The organism is Albidovulum sediminicola (assembly GCF_025751575.1).
Classification (GTDB): Bacteria; Pseudomonadota; Alphaproteobacteria; order Rhodobacterales; family Rhodobacteraceae; genus Albidovulum; species Albidovulum sediminicola.
Window position 1 is genome coordinate 100,207 of record NZ_JAOWLA010000008.1, and the last position, 16,725, is coordinate 116,931.

Sequence of the window (16,725 nt, forward strand, 5' to 3'; positions counted from 1 at the left end):
CTCAGATGTTCAGATCCTGCACCCCGGTATCGACATGGGGCGCCCAGAAGGCAACGCTTTCCGCGATCTGGGGGATCACCTCGCGGTCATTCGGCTCCCGTTCCTTGAAGCTCAGTTCCAGGCAGATCTCGTTGTCCTCGCCCCCGCCCTCCCGGAAGGCCGCCAGAAGCGGCCCGGGCTGGATGCGCCCCCGCGCGTTGAAATCCGCCGTGAAGGGGCGGTGGCCGCCCTTGTCCATCAGCGATTGCTTGATGTGGATGATCGGCGAAACCTTCGGCACCGCGCGCGCCCAGGCATAGGGATCGTAGTCATCGGGATTGGGCGAGGTCACGTCGCCGTGGTCGATGTCGGCCATCATCCACATCGGGATCGCCATGTCTGCTGCCGTCAGACGGTCCTGCAACGCGAGACAGGCTTCGATCGTCTCGCCGAATTCCCGCCCGATGCTCATCGGTTCCCAGAAGACATAGCTGAGCCCCGCATCCTTCGCGTGCTGGGCCACTTCGGCCCAGCCGTCGATGGCGATGCGGATCAGCTCCTCCCGCCGCGCCGGGTCGTCGAAGTCCTTGTAGGTGAAAATCGCGAACTGGGTGCCGACGGACTGGCCGCCGAGGTCGGCCGTGATCTCTGCGAAGGTCTTGAACCAGTCGATGTAGTATCGCCGGACCTCGGCGTCGGGGTGGCCGAAATGGTTCAGCCGGCCATAGGGCCCCGTCATCCCCGAGGTCACGCGGACGCCGGTTCGCGCGCATGCCTGCTGCATCTGCCGGGTCTGGCGGCGGATGACATGGGCGGGCCAGCTTGGGTTGATGAACTCATGTGTCAGTTGCAGGTCGCGGATGCGCAGATCCCGCGCCACGACCTCGATCAGGTCGTCGGGGTCGGCGAAACGATTGACCAGCGGATTGGTGTTCAGGGACAACGTGAAGGGCATCAGGCCTCCGGAGGGTCGAAGCAGAAACAGGGGATCACGAAATCGGGCACCGCGCCTTCGTTTTCGCACAGGGCCGCGCGGGACGTATCGTCGAGCTCCGCGTGAAGTCCGGTCCGGACTAGCGCGGTCGCATAGCCTGCCGCCTGCCCGCCCGCCACGTCATGCGCCGGGCTGTCGCCGATACAAAGGATCCGATCCGGCGCAATCCCAGGCAGGAGGCGCGCGGCCTCGGCATAGATCAGCGGATGCGGTTTGCCGATCCATTCCACCGGGCCGCCAAGCTCTTCGTAAAGCCGCGCGATGCGCCCGGCTCCGAAACGGATCCCCTGGGGCGTCAGCATCTCCATGTCCGGATTGGTGCACAAGCAGGGCACCGCGCGCCGCGCCGCCGGCGCCAGAAGCGCCCGGTAGTCATCGAGCGTCAGGACATCGCCCAGGCTTCCTGCCAGAACGATCAGCCCGGCGTCGGCCGGGGAATCGACCGGCACCAGGCCCAGGCCCGCGACATTGCTCTGGTCGCCGTCGCGGGCATGGACCCAGACGGCGGTCCCCGGCGCGAGGTCCGCGCCGATCCGGTGACGAAGCGCGGAATAGGCGGCCTCGCCTGAGGACATGACGGTCAGATAGCTGCCCCGCGCGAAACCCAGCCGGGTCAGGCGCGCCTCATTCGGGGCGGATCGCTTGCCCGAGTTCGACAGCAGGATCACCGGTTTGCCATACGACGACAGACGCGAAAGCGCGGCCGGGGCAAAATCATAGGCGCCACTTCCCGTCAGAAGGACACCGAACTGATCGACAAGAAACGCGTCGAAGCGGGCCGCCAGTTCTTTCAGCGTCGCGGGTTTCATGCGCCGGCCCCGGCCTTGGCCAGAAGTGCGGCGCCAAAGGCCGCCTCGCTCGATTGCGGCGCCTCCATGCGAACGCCCAGCCTGCGTTCCCGGATCCGGGTCCAGACCGGGTTTTGCGCCCCGCCGCCGACCGACCGGACCGAACGCAGGGGCGGCGCGCCAAGCTCGGCCAAACGGCGAAATGCCAGCGCCTCGACCCCGGCCACGCCTTCGAAAAGCGCCTTCAGAAACTCCGCGCGGCTTTCAGGCCGGGGATCGGTACGCGGCGCAAGAAGCGGGTCCGCGACCGGGAACCGCTCCCCGGGTTTGGGCAGCGGGTAATAGTCTAGGCCGGTGTCGGTTTCGGGGTCGATCTCGGGCGTCAGCGCCGTCATCTCCTCGGCGGTGAAATGCGCAAGAAGCGCCGCGCCGCCCGAATTCGATGCCCCGCCGGCCAGCCATTTGCCAAGAATGCGGTGGCTGTAGATGCCATATTCCGGCGCGAAGATCGGTTTGTCCGACAGGATCTTGATGGTCAGCGTCGTGCCCAGCGCGCTGACCCCGTCCCCGGCCTCGGACGCGCCAGTTGCCAGGAACGAGGCGCAACCATCCGTCGTCCCCGCCATCAGCAACGTGTCGGAAGGGAGGCCAAAGGCCGCCGCGGCATCGGCGGTAATCGGCCCGGCCGGCATGCCGGGCTCCGACACCGGGGGCAAGAGCGAGATGTCTAAACCCGTCTCGGCGATCCAGCGTGGCCATTCGGCGGACACCGGATCGTAGCCGGTCTTCAGGGCGTTGTTGGCGTCGCTGACAAACCGCCCCGAGAGGTTGAAGGCGATCCAGTCGGCCTGGTGCAGGATAGCGGCGGGTCTCAGGCGTTGGAACAGGATGGCTCGCGCCAGCCCGCTTGTCGGTCCGTGCGCGGCGCTGGAGGCGGGCGCGTGGCGGGCGATCGCCTCCAGCACCGCGTTGTCCGGGCAGGCATCGTTATACATCAGCCCGTCTGAGAGTGGCACCCCGCGGGGATCGACCGGAACCATGGTGCCCGAGGTGCCATCGACGGCGACCGCGCGCACGCGCGCACGCTCGACGCCCTCAAGCGCGCCGCCCAAGGCGGCCTCGGCCGCCTGCCACCAGATCGCGGGGGCGCGGTGATTGCTGCCAAAGTCGCTCATCGCCGCCTTCGCGGTACCGTGGACGCGACCGTCGCCGTCGATCACGATCGCCCGGGCCCCGGAGGTCCCCAGATCAATCCCGACGAACAGATCTCTATCCGGCATTGAGCGCCTGCCGGTATTTCTCCGCGTCCCAGTTGGTCAGTTCCTGATCCTGTTCGGCCGTCAGATGGGTGACAGCGGCCCCCTTTTCCAGCCGCGACAACACGTCGCCCAGGCATCGCACCAAGGCCCGCGCGCCCGAACTGGCGTCACTGCGAACCAGCGCCCCTGTCTCCGGTACCAGCAGGAAGACCGGCGGCGGAAACCCTTCCGCAAGCCGTCGGTCGACTGCCTGTCGCGGCGCCTCCCCGGCGTTCAGGGTCGCGGCACCGGGGCCGCAAAAGATCACGTGATCAGGGTAAAGGCTTCCTGCCGTGGCCAGTTCGCACAGCTGCGGCACCTGCGCGACAATATGCAAAGGGTGCCCCACCGGCAACGGCTCGAACCCGTCCCCGGCGCGCGCGGCAAGCTTTGCCGTGTCGATCGGTGGTTGGGTGAGCGGATCGGCCCTGAGCGCCGCGACCACGGCCAGCAATAGCTCCTCGACCGCCTCTACGGTGTCGGCGGCGACGATCAGGCCGTGATTGCCAAGCACGATGACATCCGTCTTGGGTCCGCGCGTCTGCCGCACAAGCGCCGCAAGCTGGGCGCCGGGCTTCACATAGGGCACAAAGGCCCAGTCGAAGGCCGACAGGCGGCGGGCGAGCGCTTGCTCGGCATCCGCGCAGATTGCCAGCGCGATGGTGTTGACGCAATGGACATGCACGACCACGGCCTGCGGGAAGACCGCGTGAAGCGAGGTCTCGATCGAGGGTCGCAAGCCGTCCTTATCCAAGGCGAATTCGGCGGGCTGGTCCGCCCGCGCGGCGCCTTCGGCCAAAGCCGCGCGCATGCCCGGCAGGTCACAGGCGACAAAGACATCGCGATCGAGAGCGTCGGCCAGAAGCGTGCCCGAGGCCTTGATCCACATGACGTCGCCGTCCTTGATCGAGGTATTTCCGCCGGCCGCCTGTATCAGCAGCGGGTCCGCCCCGATCCGGGCGGACAGGTCGGCCAGGCGGGCAAGTCCCTCGGGTCGCGTCCGTTGTGCGGGGTTCATGCGCTGCGGGCCTCCCGGTTTGAGGCGAACCAGGCCTCGAACGCCGCGATCTGGCTCTGGGACATGTGCAGGCGGTGCTTGGTCCGGCGCCAGAGGATGTCTTCCGCGCTTTCGGCCCATTCGTGGTCGACAAGATAGCGCACCTCGGCCTCATAAAGCTGCGGGCCAAAGTTTTGGCCCAGGTCGGAAAGGCCCTTGGCCCCGCCGATCAGCGCCCGGGTCCGGGTGCCGTAAAGGCGTGCATAATGCCGGGCGAGGTGCCGCGGCAACCAGGGATATTCCTGCGCCAACGCCTCCAGGAACAACGGCACGTCGGCGTTGTCGATGTCTCCGCCCGGCAGATGGGCCTTCGCCGTCCAATCGGCGCCCATGTTCGGGAAGGTCGCCTTCAGGCGCTGCACGCCGTGCTCGGCCAGCTTTCGGAAGGTCGTGATCTTGCCGCCGAAGATGTTCAGAAGCGGCGCGCCGCCCGCCGTGTCGAGGTCGAACACATAGTCGCGCGTCACGGCAGAGGGGTTACCCTGCCCGTCGTCATAAAGCGGCCGGACGCCGGAGAAACTGGTCAGCACATCCTCCCGCCTCAAGGCCTGCTTGAAGTAGCGGTTCACGGTGGCGATCAGGTAGGCGATTTCATCCTCACCGGCCGCAACATCCTCGGGCGCGCCGTCGTAGGGGATATCCGTCGTGCCGATCAGCGCCTTGTCGCCCTCGTAGGGGTTGATGAAGATGACGCGCTTGTCGGTATTCTGAACGAGATAGGCCTGCGCCCCCTCCCAGAACTTCGGAACGATGATGTGGCTTCCCTTGACCAGGCGCACGTTGCGGCGGCTGTTGGAGCCGGCGACCCGGTTGATGATGTCGTTGACCCAAGGTCCGCCGGCGTTCACCAGGGCCCGCGCCATCACGATGCGCGACGCGCCGGTTCGTGTGTCGGTCATCTCGACCTTCCACAAGTCGCCCTCGCGCCGGGCCAGGGTGCAGGCCGTGCGCGTCAGGACCTTCGCCCCCCGTTCGGCCGCGTCCAGCGCGTTCAGGATCACGAGGCGTGCATCGTCCACCCAGCAGTCGGAGTATTCGAAGCCCTTGGTGTAGGCGTCCTTGATCGGCGCGCCCTCGGGATCGCGGCGCAGGTCAAGCGTCCGCGTCCCCGGCAGCCGTTTGCGCCCGCCGAGATGATCGTACAGAAACAGCCCCAGCCGCACGAGCCACGCGGGGCGATCCTGTGGCGAATGCGGCAGCACGAAGCGCATGGGCCAGATGATGTGCGGCGCGCTTTCCAGAAGCACCTCGCGCTCAATCAGGGCCTCGCGCACCAACCGGAACTCGTAATATTCCAGGTAGCGCAGCCCGCCATGCACGAGCTTTCCGGAGCGGGACGAGGTGCCCTGAGCCAGGTCGTCCTTTTCACACAGGATCACCGATAGCCCGCGACCGGCTGCGTCCCGCGCGATGCCCGCGCCATTGATGCCGCCGCCGATGATGAAAAGATCGACCGTTTCGGTCATGCGCTTTCTCCCCTGGCCTTGGCTCCGTAGGATTTGAAGCCCTGCGCCGTCTCCGCGATCTGCTCATCGCTAAGAACGTGCGCGCCGCCGATCAAGAGGCTGTGGAAGTGCTGATGGGCCAGCGCCTCAAGCTCATTCGCGAGCCAGAGCGCCTTGGTCAGGTTTTCGCCCCCCACCACCATTCCGTGGTTGGCCATGAGGCATCCAGCGCGGTTTTTCAGCGCCGCCAGGACCGCGGCCGATAGTTCGGGCGTCCCGTAGGTCGCGTAATCGCTGCAACGGATTTCGGAACCGCCAAAAGCCGCGATCATGTAATGGACGGCGGGGATGGATTTCCGTGCGACCGCCAGGGCCGTGCACCACTGTGCATGCGTGTGAACGACGGCGTTCATCTCGGGACGCGCATTCAGGATATCGCGGTGGAACCGCCATTCGACGGACGGCGCCAGTGGCCCCTCCCACTCCCCGTCTCCTGCAAGCGGCATGCGGGCGATGTCGTTCGGCAGGATGTCGCGCGGCGGCACACCGGAAGGCGTGATCAGCATGTGCTCGCCATCCCGGACCGAGATATTGCCGGACGCGCCCCGGTTGAGCCCGCTGTCCACAAGCGCCACCATTGCGGCGCAGATATCTTCTCGATGTGCCATCAGCAGGGGTTCCTTGCGGGCTCGCCGGCAAGGAACCGGCGCACCTCTTCGGCAGCCTGTTCGGCGGCAAAGGTAACCGTGCGCACCGAGGCGCCGGCGATATGCGGCGTCAGGGTCACGTTCGGCAGTTGGAGAAGCGGCCAGTCCGCCGGCACCGGCTCGACCGCGAAAGTCTCCAGCATCGCGCCGCCAAGGTGCCCGGACTGCAACGCCTGGCAGAGTGCGTCATAGTCGCAAAGCGGCCCGCGCGCGGTGTTGAGAAACAGGGCCCCTAGCTTCATTCTGGCGAAGGCCCCGGCATTCATCATGTTCCGGGTCTCTTCCGTGACACGAGGATGCAGGCTGACGATATCGGACTCCGCGAGCAGCCGGTCGAGAGACACCAGCTCCACGCCCCCTGCCGCGTCCTCCGGCGCAAGCTGCACATAGGGATCGGTAACCAGCACCTTCGCACCGAAGGCCCGCAGCAGTTTCACGACCTTGGTGCCGATGTTGCCATAGCCGATCACACCGATGGTCAGTTCATTCAACTCGCGGCCCGTGACATCCGCACGGTAAAGATCGCCGCGCCATTCGCCCCTTCTTAGCGCCTCGTGACCCTCGGTGATCTTGCGGCTGAGCGCTATCATCGCGCCGATGGTGAATTCCGCCACCGCGCTGGCGTTGCGCCCCGGCGTATTGACGACCAGAACCCCGTGATCGCGCGCCGCCTTCATGTCGATATTGACCGGGCCGCCGCGCGACACCGCGATCATCTTCAGATTGGGCAGGCGCTCAAACATGACGCGCGACATCGGCGCAAGTTGCGTCACGAGGATCTCGGCATCGCCAACGAATTCGCAGACATCATCTGCGGTGCCAAAGTATTCCTTCAGCCCGTCCATGCCCGCGACCGCGTAACCATGCTCCATCGGTTCGTCGGGCCAGTTGTCCTTGCGGGTGCGGGTCGCAATCTGTGGGCCGCAGGCCTCGATCAACTTGGTCTCGAAAACCTCGGGTAACATGAAGTGATCGCCGATGATGGCAACTTGCCTAGCCATTTGATCCGTCCTGTCTTTTCGAAAGGGCACTCCAGACCGGCTGCAAGGCCAGCCGGGTGTCCCTGTAGGTGGGATAAAGTCGCGCATAGGTGCGAACGGTGACCGGGTCCGGCGCTTCGGCGGCGCCGAGTTGAGGGACGACCCAGTCGGCGATGCAGGCCTCCATGTCAGGATAGGCGCCAATCGCAACCGCAGACATCATGGCCGCCCCGGCGGCGCCGGCCTCCTCGCGCGACGAAACACGGGTGGGCGCGCCGATGGCCGCGGAAAGGATGCCCCGCAGGCCGGCGGAGCGTGCGGCACCGCCGGTCAGGCGAACCTCGGCCGGCATCTCGCCCATCGCGGCGTAGCAGTCATGCGCGGCAAGGCCCAATCCCTCGATCACGGCGCGGATCAGGTCCGGGAACCGGTGCCCGATGCTGAGGCCCACGAGGCTCGCCCGTGCCGCGCTGTCGATGAAGGGCCCGCGTTCGCCAGCATCGGAGATATAGGGGTGGTAAAGGATCTGCCCCGGCGTCGATGCCGCCAACCAGCCCTCGATGCGGCCGATCAGTTCGGACTGCGAAACCGTGCCGCCCATTTCGGCCACCAAGTCTCCGGCCAGTTGCAGGGCCCAGTCAATGTTCAGCGTTGCCGCCATGTTGGACTGGATTTGCGCGACCATGCCGGGCATCGGCAGAAGCATCACATAACCGGTGCGGTCCTCGTTCAGATGCACATCCTCGGCCCGTCGCGCGCGCATGTGCATCCCGGTCGATCCGATGATGGTGCAGCCCGCCGATCCCCCATCCGGCGTGTGGATGCCAGCGCCAAGCGCAGTACAGGCCACATCGACATAGCCGAGGCTGACCGGCGTGCCCGCAAGCAGTCCGGTCTCTTCCGCTGCGGCCTCGGTCAAGGCGTGCGTCACCTGCGTTCCGTCCACGATCTCGGGCAAAAGGGCCCTGCGCCCTGTCAGACCCAGCGTATCGATAACCGCCTCGTCATATCGACGGGTGCGGAAATCGCCGAAGGTAAATGTGGCCTCACAGGGATCGGTGACGCGCTGTCCGGTCAGGTTCAGGTAGAGCCAGTCCTTGGCGTGCAGCGACACTTCGGCGCGATCCAGAAGCTCGGGCGTCGTCGCCTGCATCTGCGCCAGCTGCGCGCCCATCTGGCAGGCGTTCAGCCCGGTGCCCGTCGCCTCGAACCGTGCCCGGTCCGAGGGCCGGCTGCGCATCTCACGCACGAGCGCCGCCGCCCTCGCGTCGAGCCAGAGCCAACCATCGGTGACGGGCACGTTCCCGGCCCCGACAAGCCATGTGCCATCACCTTGCGCCGTCACGGCGATGCCTGCCGTCCGCCGGGCCAGATCCGGCACCTTCTCCGCGAGGTCCCGCAGCGTTCGTGCGCAATCGGCCCAGGTCTGGCCAAGCGGCTGGAACGCGGCCCCGTCGGGCCGCATGGTGTAACGGTTTGGAACCGACGCGACCCCGATCTGGCGCCCGCCGAGCTCAAACGCAACGGATTTGATGACCGAGGTTCCGGCATCGATCCCGATGAGGATGTCGCGCCCGGAGGGTTGCATCAGGCCAGCTCCTGGCCGTGGCTCATCGCCATTCCGGTTTCGGCATCGAAGACATGAAGATCGTTGGGCCGGATCTCGACCGCGATGGTCTCCCCTTCGGACAGCACCGCCCGGTCGTGTTCCACCAGAACGATCGACTTGCCTGCGAAAGATGCGGCAATATGGCTTTGGTCGCCAAGCCACTGGTTCGCCACGACTTGCGCCGCAGCCCCCTGCGCCGCGCGATGGACGGCGTAGGGGCGAACACCGATGACCACATCGCGCTTGCCCAGCATCCGCTCGCGCACAGGCTGCGCAAAATCGCTCTCTGCGTAGATCAGGTCCAGTCCCGCGCGCAGGTCGCCCCGCGTATCGCCGCGCAGATCAATGTGCAGCTTGCCGCCTGCCGCCGTGACCGACGCCGGGAAGACGTTCATCGGCGGCTCGCCCACGAAGGTTCCGGTGAAGAGGTTGGCAGGCCGCTCCTTGATCTCCTCGGGGCTCGCGTATTGCTGCAACACGCCCCCCTCCATGACGGCGATCCGGTCGGCCAGCGCGTTGGCCTCGGTCTGGTCATGGGTCACGAGGATCGCCGTCAGCCCGCGTTCCTTGATGTAGTACTTGATCCGGCCCCTCAACAGCGTCCTCAGCTGCGGCTCAAGCTGCCCCATGGGTTCGTCCAGAAGATGCAGGTCCGCATCCCGGATAAGCGCGCGGGCAAGCGATGCCCGCTGTTGCTGACCACCTGAGATGGATGAGGGGAAGCGGTCGAGAATACTCGTTATCTCAAGCATCTCCGAAACTTCGGCCACGCGCTTGGTGACCTCGCTTTCCGGCAGCCGCGCGGCCTTGAGCGCAAAGGCGATGTTATCGCGCACGGTGACGGTCGGATAAAGCGAATAACCCTCGAACGCCATCGCGACGTTGCGCTTGACCGGAGGCAGGTTCTGTACCTCGCGCCCGCTCAGGAAGACCTTGCCGCGCGAGACCGCCTCGAAGCCAGCGACCATGCGCAGGGTCGAGGTCTTGCCGCAGCCTGATGACCCCAGAAGCGCGATGATCTCGCCCTTCTCGACCTCCAGGTTGATGTTCTTCACCGCGGCGACGCCGTGGTCGAGCGGCCCGTAATACTTGTCGACGTTCACCAGCCGAAGCATTGCGTCGCTCATGCCACGTCCTCCTGAAGACCGTTATGTGTGCTCGGGGCGATCCGCGCGCCGCTTTCCCGATCGAAAAGAAGCGCTTGCCCGGCGTCCACCAAAAGATAGGCGCGCCCCCTGCTCGGTCCCGGACTGCCCGCCGGGCGGGAGACCATGATCTCGCGCTTGCGGGCGGTCAGCGCCAGGGTCACCGTCTTTTCGTTCAGCGGCGTCTCGGTTTCGACCTCGACGGGGATGGCACCCGGGGTGCCTTCCGGGACGAAATGCAGCGCCTCGGGGCGCAGGCCAAGAACGCAGTCCGTGCCGATCGTCGCCTCGAAGCCCGCCGCCATCTCAATCGGCGTGTCCGAGAGGTTGACCACGACGCCGTTCGCGCCGCGCTCCGGTCTCACGGACAGAAGGTTGATGACCGGATCGCCGAAAAGCCGCGCGATCTCGATATTCGCGGGGCGCAGGTAGATATCCTCCGGCGTTCCGATCTGCTGGATCCCATGGTTGGACATGACGGCGATCCGGTGCCCCAGCGCCATCGCCTCCTTGTAGTCCTGCGTAACGTAGATGACCGTCGCGTTCTGGTCCTTGAGAAGCCGGGGGAGTTCAAGCCGCATCTCGAAGCGCAGCTTTGCGTCAACGTTGCGCAGCGGGTCGTCGAGCAAAAGGATCGACGGCTGCGCGGCCAGCGCCCGGGCCAGGGCGGTGCGCTGCTTCTGGCCGTTCGACAGTTCCTTGGGCTTGTGATGAAGGACATGGTCGATCTTCAGCAGCTTCGCCACCTGGTCGACCGTTTGCCGCATCACCGATTTCGACTGCCGCCGCGCCGTCAACGGCGAGGCGATGTTGGCGAAGGCGTCCATATGCGGAAACAGAGCGAAGTTCTGGAAGGCCATGCCGATGCCCCGATCCTCGGGCTCCACGCCATCCATGTTCACGCCGTTCACCCAGATCTCGCCCGCTTCCGGCTCGATCACGCCCGCGATCAGGCGCAGCAGAACCGTCTTGCCCGCCCCCGACGGCCCGAACAGGACGAGCGTTTCGCCCGTATCGACCGAGAGTGAGACGCCGTCCAGAACGGTATCCGTCTTGAACGATTTCTCGATGTTTTTCAGAGATATGGTCATCGTTTTATCCTTTGACCGCGCCAAGCGACAGACCTTCGACAAGGTAACGCTGAGCATAGAGTGCGAGGGCGAAGGTCGGCGCGATCGACAGGACGATCCCGGCTGCGACCTGGCCATACTGGATGCCGGAAGCCGTGACGAAAGCCAGCGCGCCCACGGTCACCGGCTGCTTGTCGGCCGAGGCCAGCACCAGCGCGAAGACGAAGTTGTTCCAAGCGAAGATGAAGGACAGAAGTCCGGCGGCGGCGATCCCGGGACCGGCCAGAGGCAGCGCGATCCGGCGGAACGTCGACCAGAAGTCATGGCCCGCGATGCGGTAGGCGTATTCGATGTCGGCCGGGATATCCTCGAAGTAGCCGCGCACGATCCAGAGGATGAGCGGCAGCACGATCAGCTGGTAGACCCAGATCAGCCCGCCATAGGTATTCGCCAGACCCAGTTGCTGGAAATAGATGGTCAGCGGCAGCAGAACCAGAAGCGGCGGCGCGAAGCGGAAGGACAGCAGCGTGAAGGCGATGTCCTCAGAGCCCTTGAACTTCAGCCGTGCAAAGGCATAGGCGGCGGGTACGCCGAGCAGGAGGCCGATCGCCACCGAGGTCGCCGACAGGAAGAGCGAGTTCCCAAGGTTGCGCATGAAGTTGATCTCAAGCATCCCCGCTGCCGTTTCCAGCTTGCCCGTGATCAGCGCCTGGTAGTTGTCCAGGGTCGGGGCGAACACGACAGAGGGCGGAATCCGCAGGATCGTCTCGTTGGTCTGGAAGCTCATCAGGAAGATCCAGACGATCGGGAACATGAAGAACAGGCAGACCAGCGTGATGGCAAGGCCGCGCAGGATCCGTTCGATCGGGCTTGTGGTCAGCATGATGGCCTCCTTACGCCTCACCGCGCTGCTTTTCGCGCAGCCGGAGCCAGTTCTTGATGAAGATGTTCGACAGCGCGTAGGTGATCGCCCAGAGGATCATCAGCAGCGCGGCCGAGCGGCCAACGTTCGTCGATTGGAAGAAGTTGAGGTAGGCTTCGACCTGGAAGACCGTCAGACGGTCGCCGGGACCGCCTTGGGTCATGGCATAGATGATATCGAATTGCTGGATCGACTCGATCACGCGGAACAGCGTCGCCGTCAGCAGGAAGGGTGTCAGCATCGGCAGCGTGATGCGCCAGAAGACGAACAGGCGGGGCACACCGTCAAGTGCTGCGGCCTCGAACGGCTGCTGCGGCAGCGACCTGAGACCGGCGAGAAGCAGGATCATGATGAAGGGCGTGTAGACCCAGATGTCCACGATCACGACGGTCAGCATCGCCGTCGACGGATCGGAGGCCCAGTTGAAATCCTCCAGCCCGATCAGGGTGGCAAAGTAGGACAGGATGCCGAAGCCCGGGTTGGTCATCAGCTTCCACATCAGCGCCGCCAGCGCCGGCGCCGTCATCAGCGGCATCAGGAGCATGATCGACACGAAATTGTTCACGCGGCTGCGCTTTTGCAGAAGCAGCGCGATGCCGAGGCCGAGCAGAAGCTCCAGCACCACGGTCAGCCCGGCATAGACGACCGAGACCTTGAGGGTGTTCCAGAAGGCGGAATCCGACAGGAAGTTGAAGTAGTTCTCGCCCCAGTTGAACTTGCGCGCCCAGGGCTGTGAAAGCCGGTAGCGCTGGAGCGAATAGATCACCGCCGTTCCAAACGGGATCAGGATGCCGATACAGGTCAGGAGCGCGGGAAGGCTCAGAAGATAGGGCAGCACGCGGCGGCTCACGCGGAAGCGGCGGGGGCGCGGCTGGCCTGTCATAGCGGTTGTCATGGCGAATTCCTTCCGTGCGCCCCGCGAACGCGATGCCGGGCGGTCGATGATCGGATGATGGCCGGTTTGAAAGAGAGGGGTGGGTCCGCCCGCGGGAGCGGGCGGGCGGACCCTGTCGGGTTAGAGCCCGGCGTCCGCCAACTGGCTGTTGACGCTTTCGGCCAGCATGTCGAGGCCTTCGTCGACCGGCACTTCGTTCGCGACCATCTTCTGGAGCGTTGCGGCCCATTCGGTGGTCAGATCGAAGAACAGCGGCTGGGCCGTAAACTTGATCGAGGCGCCGGGGGCCGAGGTGTCGTGCATCTCGACGTAGCCCGGGTAGCTGCCCGACAGCTTGTCGCGGAAGGCGCCGTCCGCCCAGACGCTCGACCGCGCCGGGTTGACGAGGTCCATCTTCTGCGCGCCGAACAGATCATGCTCGGGGCCGGTGACCCACTGCAGGAAGTACCAGGTCGCGTCCTTGTTCTTCGAGAACGAGGACATCGCCATCGCCCAGATCCAGATGTTCGGGGTCGGGCCCGAAGCAGCCGGGTTCGCCGCAAAGGCCGAGAACGCGAGGTTGCCGGCCTCGGCGGTGCCACCGTTCATGAAGTAGCCGAGGATGTCGGCGTCAAACATCATGGCCGACTTGCCGGCGCCCACGTCGGTGCCGACCTGATACCAGGTGTGCGTCGACCAGTCAGGCGCGCCGCTTTCCTGGATCATCTGGACCCATTTCTTGTGGTATTCCTTCGACACGTCGGTGTTCATCGCGGCCGTCAGCTTGCCGTCGGCGTCGATGTTCAGGTCCTTCTGGTCGAAGTTCGCGTAGCCCGACAGGAAGCCCGGGTGGATCGTCGCCCAGGAGCGCGAGCCGCGCACGCCGATGCCGTAGCCGCCGTTCATGACCGCTTTCGCAGCCTTGGCGGTGTCAAGCAGTTCGTCGATATTGGTCGGAACCTTGAGGCCGTTCGCGTCGAAGATACGCTTGTTGTAGGTCAGGTTGTTCTGCTCGTAGGCGAGCGGAATGCACCATTGCTTGGCGTCGTCCGAGCCCAAGGCGCCGCCGGGCTGGCCGTTCCAGGCGCAGGACTTGATCACGCCGGGAAGGAAGTCGTCGAACGCATAAAGCGGGTTCGTCTTTTCCGGATCGTTGATGTATTCGCTCAGGTCGTCGACCCAGCCCGCAGGACCGTAGGTCCAGGTCATGTAGGCGCCGGTCATGAACGCGTCGTATTCGGACGACCCCGAGGAAAGCGCGGCGGTGACCTTGTCGAAGTACACGTCTTCGGGGAAGACGTCATACTGGACGTCCATTCCCGTCAACTCCTTGAAGTTGTCGAGGTTTGCGATCAGCGCGTCGGCATAGGGGTGCTTGTTGAGAAGAAGCTTCACGGTCGTGCCGGAATGCTTCTTCCAGTCGAAATCGGCGGCCAGCGCACGCGTGGCGCCGAGGTTCAGCAGCGTACCAGCCGTCGCGGCGGTCACACCCAGCGAACCCAAGCCGCGGATCAGGCTGCGGCGGCTCATTTGTCCGCGCAGGTACGCGTCGACCAACCCTTTTTCTTTTTCGTACATTAACGTTCCTCCCTTGTGTCCCGGTCTAGGGACGATGGTAGTTTGCAAGCGCAAGAGCCGTGCGCTCATCGGTGATGAGGCCGCTGAGATAGCCGCTCATCAGTACAGACCTGATCGCACAGGTCTTTTCCGGGCCGCCTGCGATGGCGACAATTCTGCGCTCCCTAAGGACATCCAGCCCCAGGGACAGCGTGCGCGCGGCAATCGAGGTTTCGACCGAATTGCCGTCGATGTCGAAGAAGTGTCCAAGTATTTCGCCGACGCCGCCCATTTCCTTCACTTCGCTGATCTCGGAGGGTTCGATCATCTGCGAAGACACGAGCTGCGCGTCAGGCTCGACATTGCCGATGCCGACGATCATCAGGTCCGCTTTCCCCGCCAACTGGAACACGTCCGAAACGCCGCGCTGTGCCAGAAGCACTTCACGGTCTTCGACCGAGTTGGCGAAGAAGGGAACCGGCATGACATAAGCCGTCGCACCGGTCTTCTCGGCCAGGCGATGCATCACGTCATGCGGGTTGGCCGCATAGTTGCGCGTCAGGCCGCCAAGCAGGGATACGAAGCGGGTGCTTCCCGCCTGGAGCCGGTGCATGTCGGCGACAGCGGCGGCCAGCGTCCGCCCGTGGCCGATCCCGATGACGCTGGTCTGCTGGTTTTCGATCTCGCGCTGCAGAAACCCGGCCCCGGCGACACCAAGCGCGCGGATCGGGAGCCCCTCTTCGTGCAGGTCGGGAACGACCTCGCAATAGCTGAGCCCGTAGGTCTCGGCGAGCTTCTGCTCCAGAAGGATGCAATCGGCCACCGTGCCATCAATGGTCACCTTGATCGCGCCTTTTTCGTTGGCGCGCGCGATCAGACGATGCGCCTTGACGCCCGTCACGCCCAGACGGGTCGCCACCTCGGCCTGGGTCAGGCCACCAGCGTAATGCAGCCATGCCGCGCGTATCGCGAGACTGTCGTCGCTATCGCGTCTGATCGCAGGTCTTGCCATGGCTCCTCCCAAGACACCCTGACAAAGGTCGTCTTCATTTCTGTAATTTTTTACAGCTTGTGTAATTATTTGCACTCATGAGGCGGCGTGTCAACATGTTGAACGCACCAGATGGGAGTTCTCGAAAACGAGGTTTTTGTTATATAAAATAGATATTTGCTTGATATAACTCCTTGATCGACCCTCGCCACCCCGCGTGCCCGCTCATGAAAGCGCGACCCGAATCCACCCAAGCATGCGCCGCGCAAGGCCGCGAAACGGGCAATCGAGTCGATATTGGGACGCACCCGGAGCCTGTGATCACGAGAGGGGCTGCGAGTGCCGGCAAGACACTCGAAGACGGCGCGTTCGCGGCGCCAGGAGGGGTTCTACGTTCGACGACGGACCTCGCCCGGTGATTTGGACTTGGCCGCGGGCGTTTCTTCCGGTAGTCGGTGAAACACTCAGGGCGGGGTGAAATTCCCCACCGGCGGTCATAGCCCGCGAGCGCCGTTCTTCGGAACGGGTCAGCAGATCCGGTGGAACTCCGGGGCCGACGGTCATAGTCCGGATGGGAGAGAATGGGGTGTTCGGGCTGCTGGCCCGGGCAGCTTGTGCGCTCTGGGATCTTGTCTGCTAGAAAGGATCTGGAGCTATGACAAAATCCCCCAAATTCGCATTCATCAAGGCCCGTTGGCATGCCGAGATCGTTGATCAGGCGCTGGTGGGGTTCACGGCAAGGCTGGCCGAACTCGGCATCGCGGCAGAGGTCGATACCTTCGACGTGCCAGGCGCGTTCGAGATGCCATTGCTTGCTCAGAAGCTTGCCGAAAGCGGGCTCTATGATGCCATCGCCGCGGCCGCACTGGTCGTCGACGGCGGGATATACCGGCATGATTTCGTAGCGCAGGCCGTCGTCTCGGGCCTCATGGAGGCCAGCTTGAGAACGGGCGTGCCGGTGCTGTCTGTGTCTCTGACACCGCACCATTTCCAGCCGTCGAAAGACCATCAGGGCTTCTTCTTCGACCACTTCGTCAAGAAGGGCCGGGAGGCCGCCGACGCCGCGATCCAGATCACTGCGACGCACGCAGCGCTTCCCCTGCCGACGCAGGTTGCGGCCGAGTAGCACGGGCCTTGTTAGTGGAAAGCGGCCCGCCTCTGCCTTGAATGGGCACAGTCTCGATTTCTTGGCAGCGGCGGGCCTTCGGCAAGAATGCCGGCCCATTCAGCCGGTTTTTCGCATGCAATGCTGAAAGAGGGCCAACCGATCCACTATCTGTCGCTGCGCCCGGACATTGCCGATGGGCCA

At 64.7% G+C, this 16,725-nt stretch carries 15 protein-coding genes and 1 riboswitch; of the genes, 1 reads left to right on the forward strand and 14 read right to left on the reverse strand.

The features are described from left to right. Position 1 precedes the first annotated feature (1 nt). The 14 genes from OE647_RS10115 to OE647_RS10180 all read right to left on the reverse strand — a co-directional run bounded on the left by OE647_RS10115 (position 2) and on the right by OE647_RS10180 (position 15,437). Complete coding sequence (locus OE647_RS10115; RefSeq protein WP_263721607.1) at positions 2–934, reverse strand: sugar phosphate isomerase/epimerase family protein; 933 nt, start codon at positions 932–934, stop codon at positions 2–4. Beyond that, positions 934–1,782, reverse strand: a complete 849-nt coding sequence (locus OE647_RS10120; RefSeq protein ID WP_263721608.1) for a TIGR01459 family HAD-type hydrolase — start codon at positions 1,780–1,782, stop codon at positions 934–936. Before OE647_RS10120 ends, OE647_RS10115 begins: the two co-directional genes overlap by 1 nt. Continuing rightward, positions 1,779–3,041, reverse strand: coding sequence for an FGGY-family carbohydrate kinase (locus tag OE647_RS10125; protein WP_263721609.1), 1,263 nt, complete (start codon positions 3,039–3,041; stop codon positions 1,779–1,781). Before OE647_RS10125 ends, OE647_RS10120 begins: the two co-directional genes overlap by 4 nt. Then, entirely contained in the window at positions 3,031–4,077 is a 1,047-nt protein-coding gene (locus OE647_RS10130; RefSeq protein ID WP_263721610.1) for a class II aldolase/adducin family protein, read from the reverse strand. Before OE647_RS10130 ends, OE647_RS10125 begins: the two co-directional genes overlap by 11 nt. After that, positions 4,074–5,582, reverse strand: coding sequence for a glycerol-3-phosphate dehydrogenase (locus tag OE647_RS10135; protein ID WP_263721611.1), 1,509 nt, complete (start codon positions 5,580–5,582; stop codon positions 4,074–4,076). The genes OE647_RS10130 and OE647_RS10135 overlap by 4 nt, the downstream gene beginning before the upstream one ends. Beyond that, a complete protein-coding gene (locus tag OE647_RS10140; RefSeq protein ID WP_263721612.1) occupies positions 5,579–6,229 on the reverse strand; it encodes a class II aldolase/adducin family protein in 651 nt (216 codons plus the stop codon). Before OE647_RS10140 ends, OE647_RS10135 begins: the two co-directional genes overlap by 4 nt. Next, positions 6,229–7,269 carry a 2-hydroxyacid dehydrogenase gene (locus OE647_RS10145; RefSeq protein ID WP_263721613.1) on the reverse strand — a complete coding sequence of 347 codons (1,041 nt, stop codon included), beginning with the start codon at positions 7,267–7,269 and terminating at the stop codon, positions 6,229–6,231. Before OE647_RS10145 ends, OE647_RS10140 begins: the two co-directional genes overlap by 1 nt. After that, on the reverse strand, positions 7,262–8,836 hold the full coding sequence (locus tag OE647_RS10150; protein ID WP_263721614.1) for an FGGY-family carbohydrate kinase: 1,575 nt from the start codon (positions 8,834–8,836) through the stop codon (positions 7,262–7,264). Before OE647_RS10150 ends, OE647_RS10145 begins: the two co-directional genes overlap by 8 nt. After that, a complete protein-coding gene (locus OE647_RS10155; RefSeq protein ID WP_263721615.1) occupies positions 8,836–9,984 on the reverse strand; it encodes an ABC transporter ATP-binding protein in 1,149 nt (382 codons plus the stop codon). The genes OE647_RS10150 and OE647_RS10155 overlap by 1 nt, the downstream gene beginning before the upstream one ends. After that, positions 9,981–11,093, reverse strand: a complete 1,113-nt coding sequence (locus tag OE647_RS10160) for an ABC transporter ATP-binding protein (RefSeq protein WP_263721616.1) — start codon at positions 11,091–11,093, stop codon at positions 9,981–9,983. Before OE647_RS10160 ends, OE647_RS10155 begins: the two co-directional genes overlap by 4 nt. A 4-nt stretch (positions 11,094–11,097) precedes the next feature. Continuing rightward, the gene (locus OE647_RS10165) at positions 11,098–11,955 is read right to left on the reverse strand and encodes a carbohydrate ABC transporter permease (RefSeq protein WP_263721617.1); all 858 of its coding nucleotides are present in this window, start codon (positions 11,953–11,955) and stop codon (positions 11,098–11,100) included. 10 nt (positions 11,956–11,965) lie between these two features. After that, positions 11,966–12,889 (reverse strand): carbohydrate ABC transporter permease, encoded by a 924-nt coding sequence (locus tag OE647_RS10170; RefSeq protein ID WP_263721618.1) that lies wholly within the window; start codon positions 12,887–12,889, stop codon positions 11,966–11,968. A gap of 120 nt (positions 12,890–13,009) precedes the next feature. After that, positions 13,010–14,398 (reverse strand): ABC transporter substrate-binding protein, encoded by a 1,389-nt coding sequence (locus OE647_RS10175; protein WP_263721619.1) that lies wholly within the window; start codon positions 14,396–14,398, stop codon positions 13,010–13,012. A 73-nt stretch (positions 14,399–14,471) separates the two neighbouring features. Continuing rightward, positions 14,472–15,437, reverse strand: a complete 966-nt coding sequence (locus OE647_RS10180; protein WP_263721620.1) for a sugar-binding transcriptional regulator — start codon at positions 15,435–15,437, stop codon at positions 14,472–14,474. A gap of 435 nt (positions 15,438–15,872) precedes the next feature. Then, a riboswitch (FMN riboswitch) is annotated at positions 15,873–16,003 on the forward strand. 68 nt (positions 16,004–16,071) lie between these two features. Between OE647_RS10180 and OE647_RS10185 the strand changes: the two genes are divergently transcribed. After that, on the forward strand, positions 16,072–16,542 hold the full coding sequence (locus OE647_RS10185) for a 6,7-dimethyl-8-ribityllumazine synthase (protein WP_263721621.1): 471 nt from the start codon (positions 16,072–16,074) through the stop codon (positions 16,540–16,542). Positions 16,543–16,725: the final 183 nt, after the last annotated feature.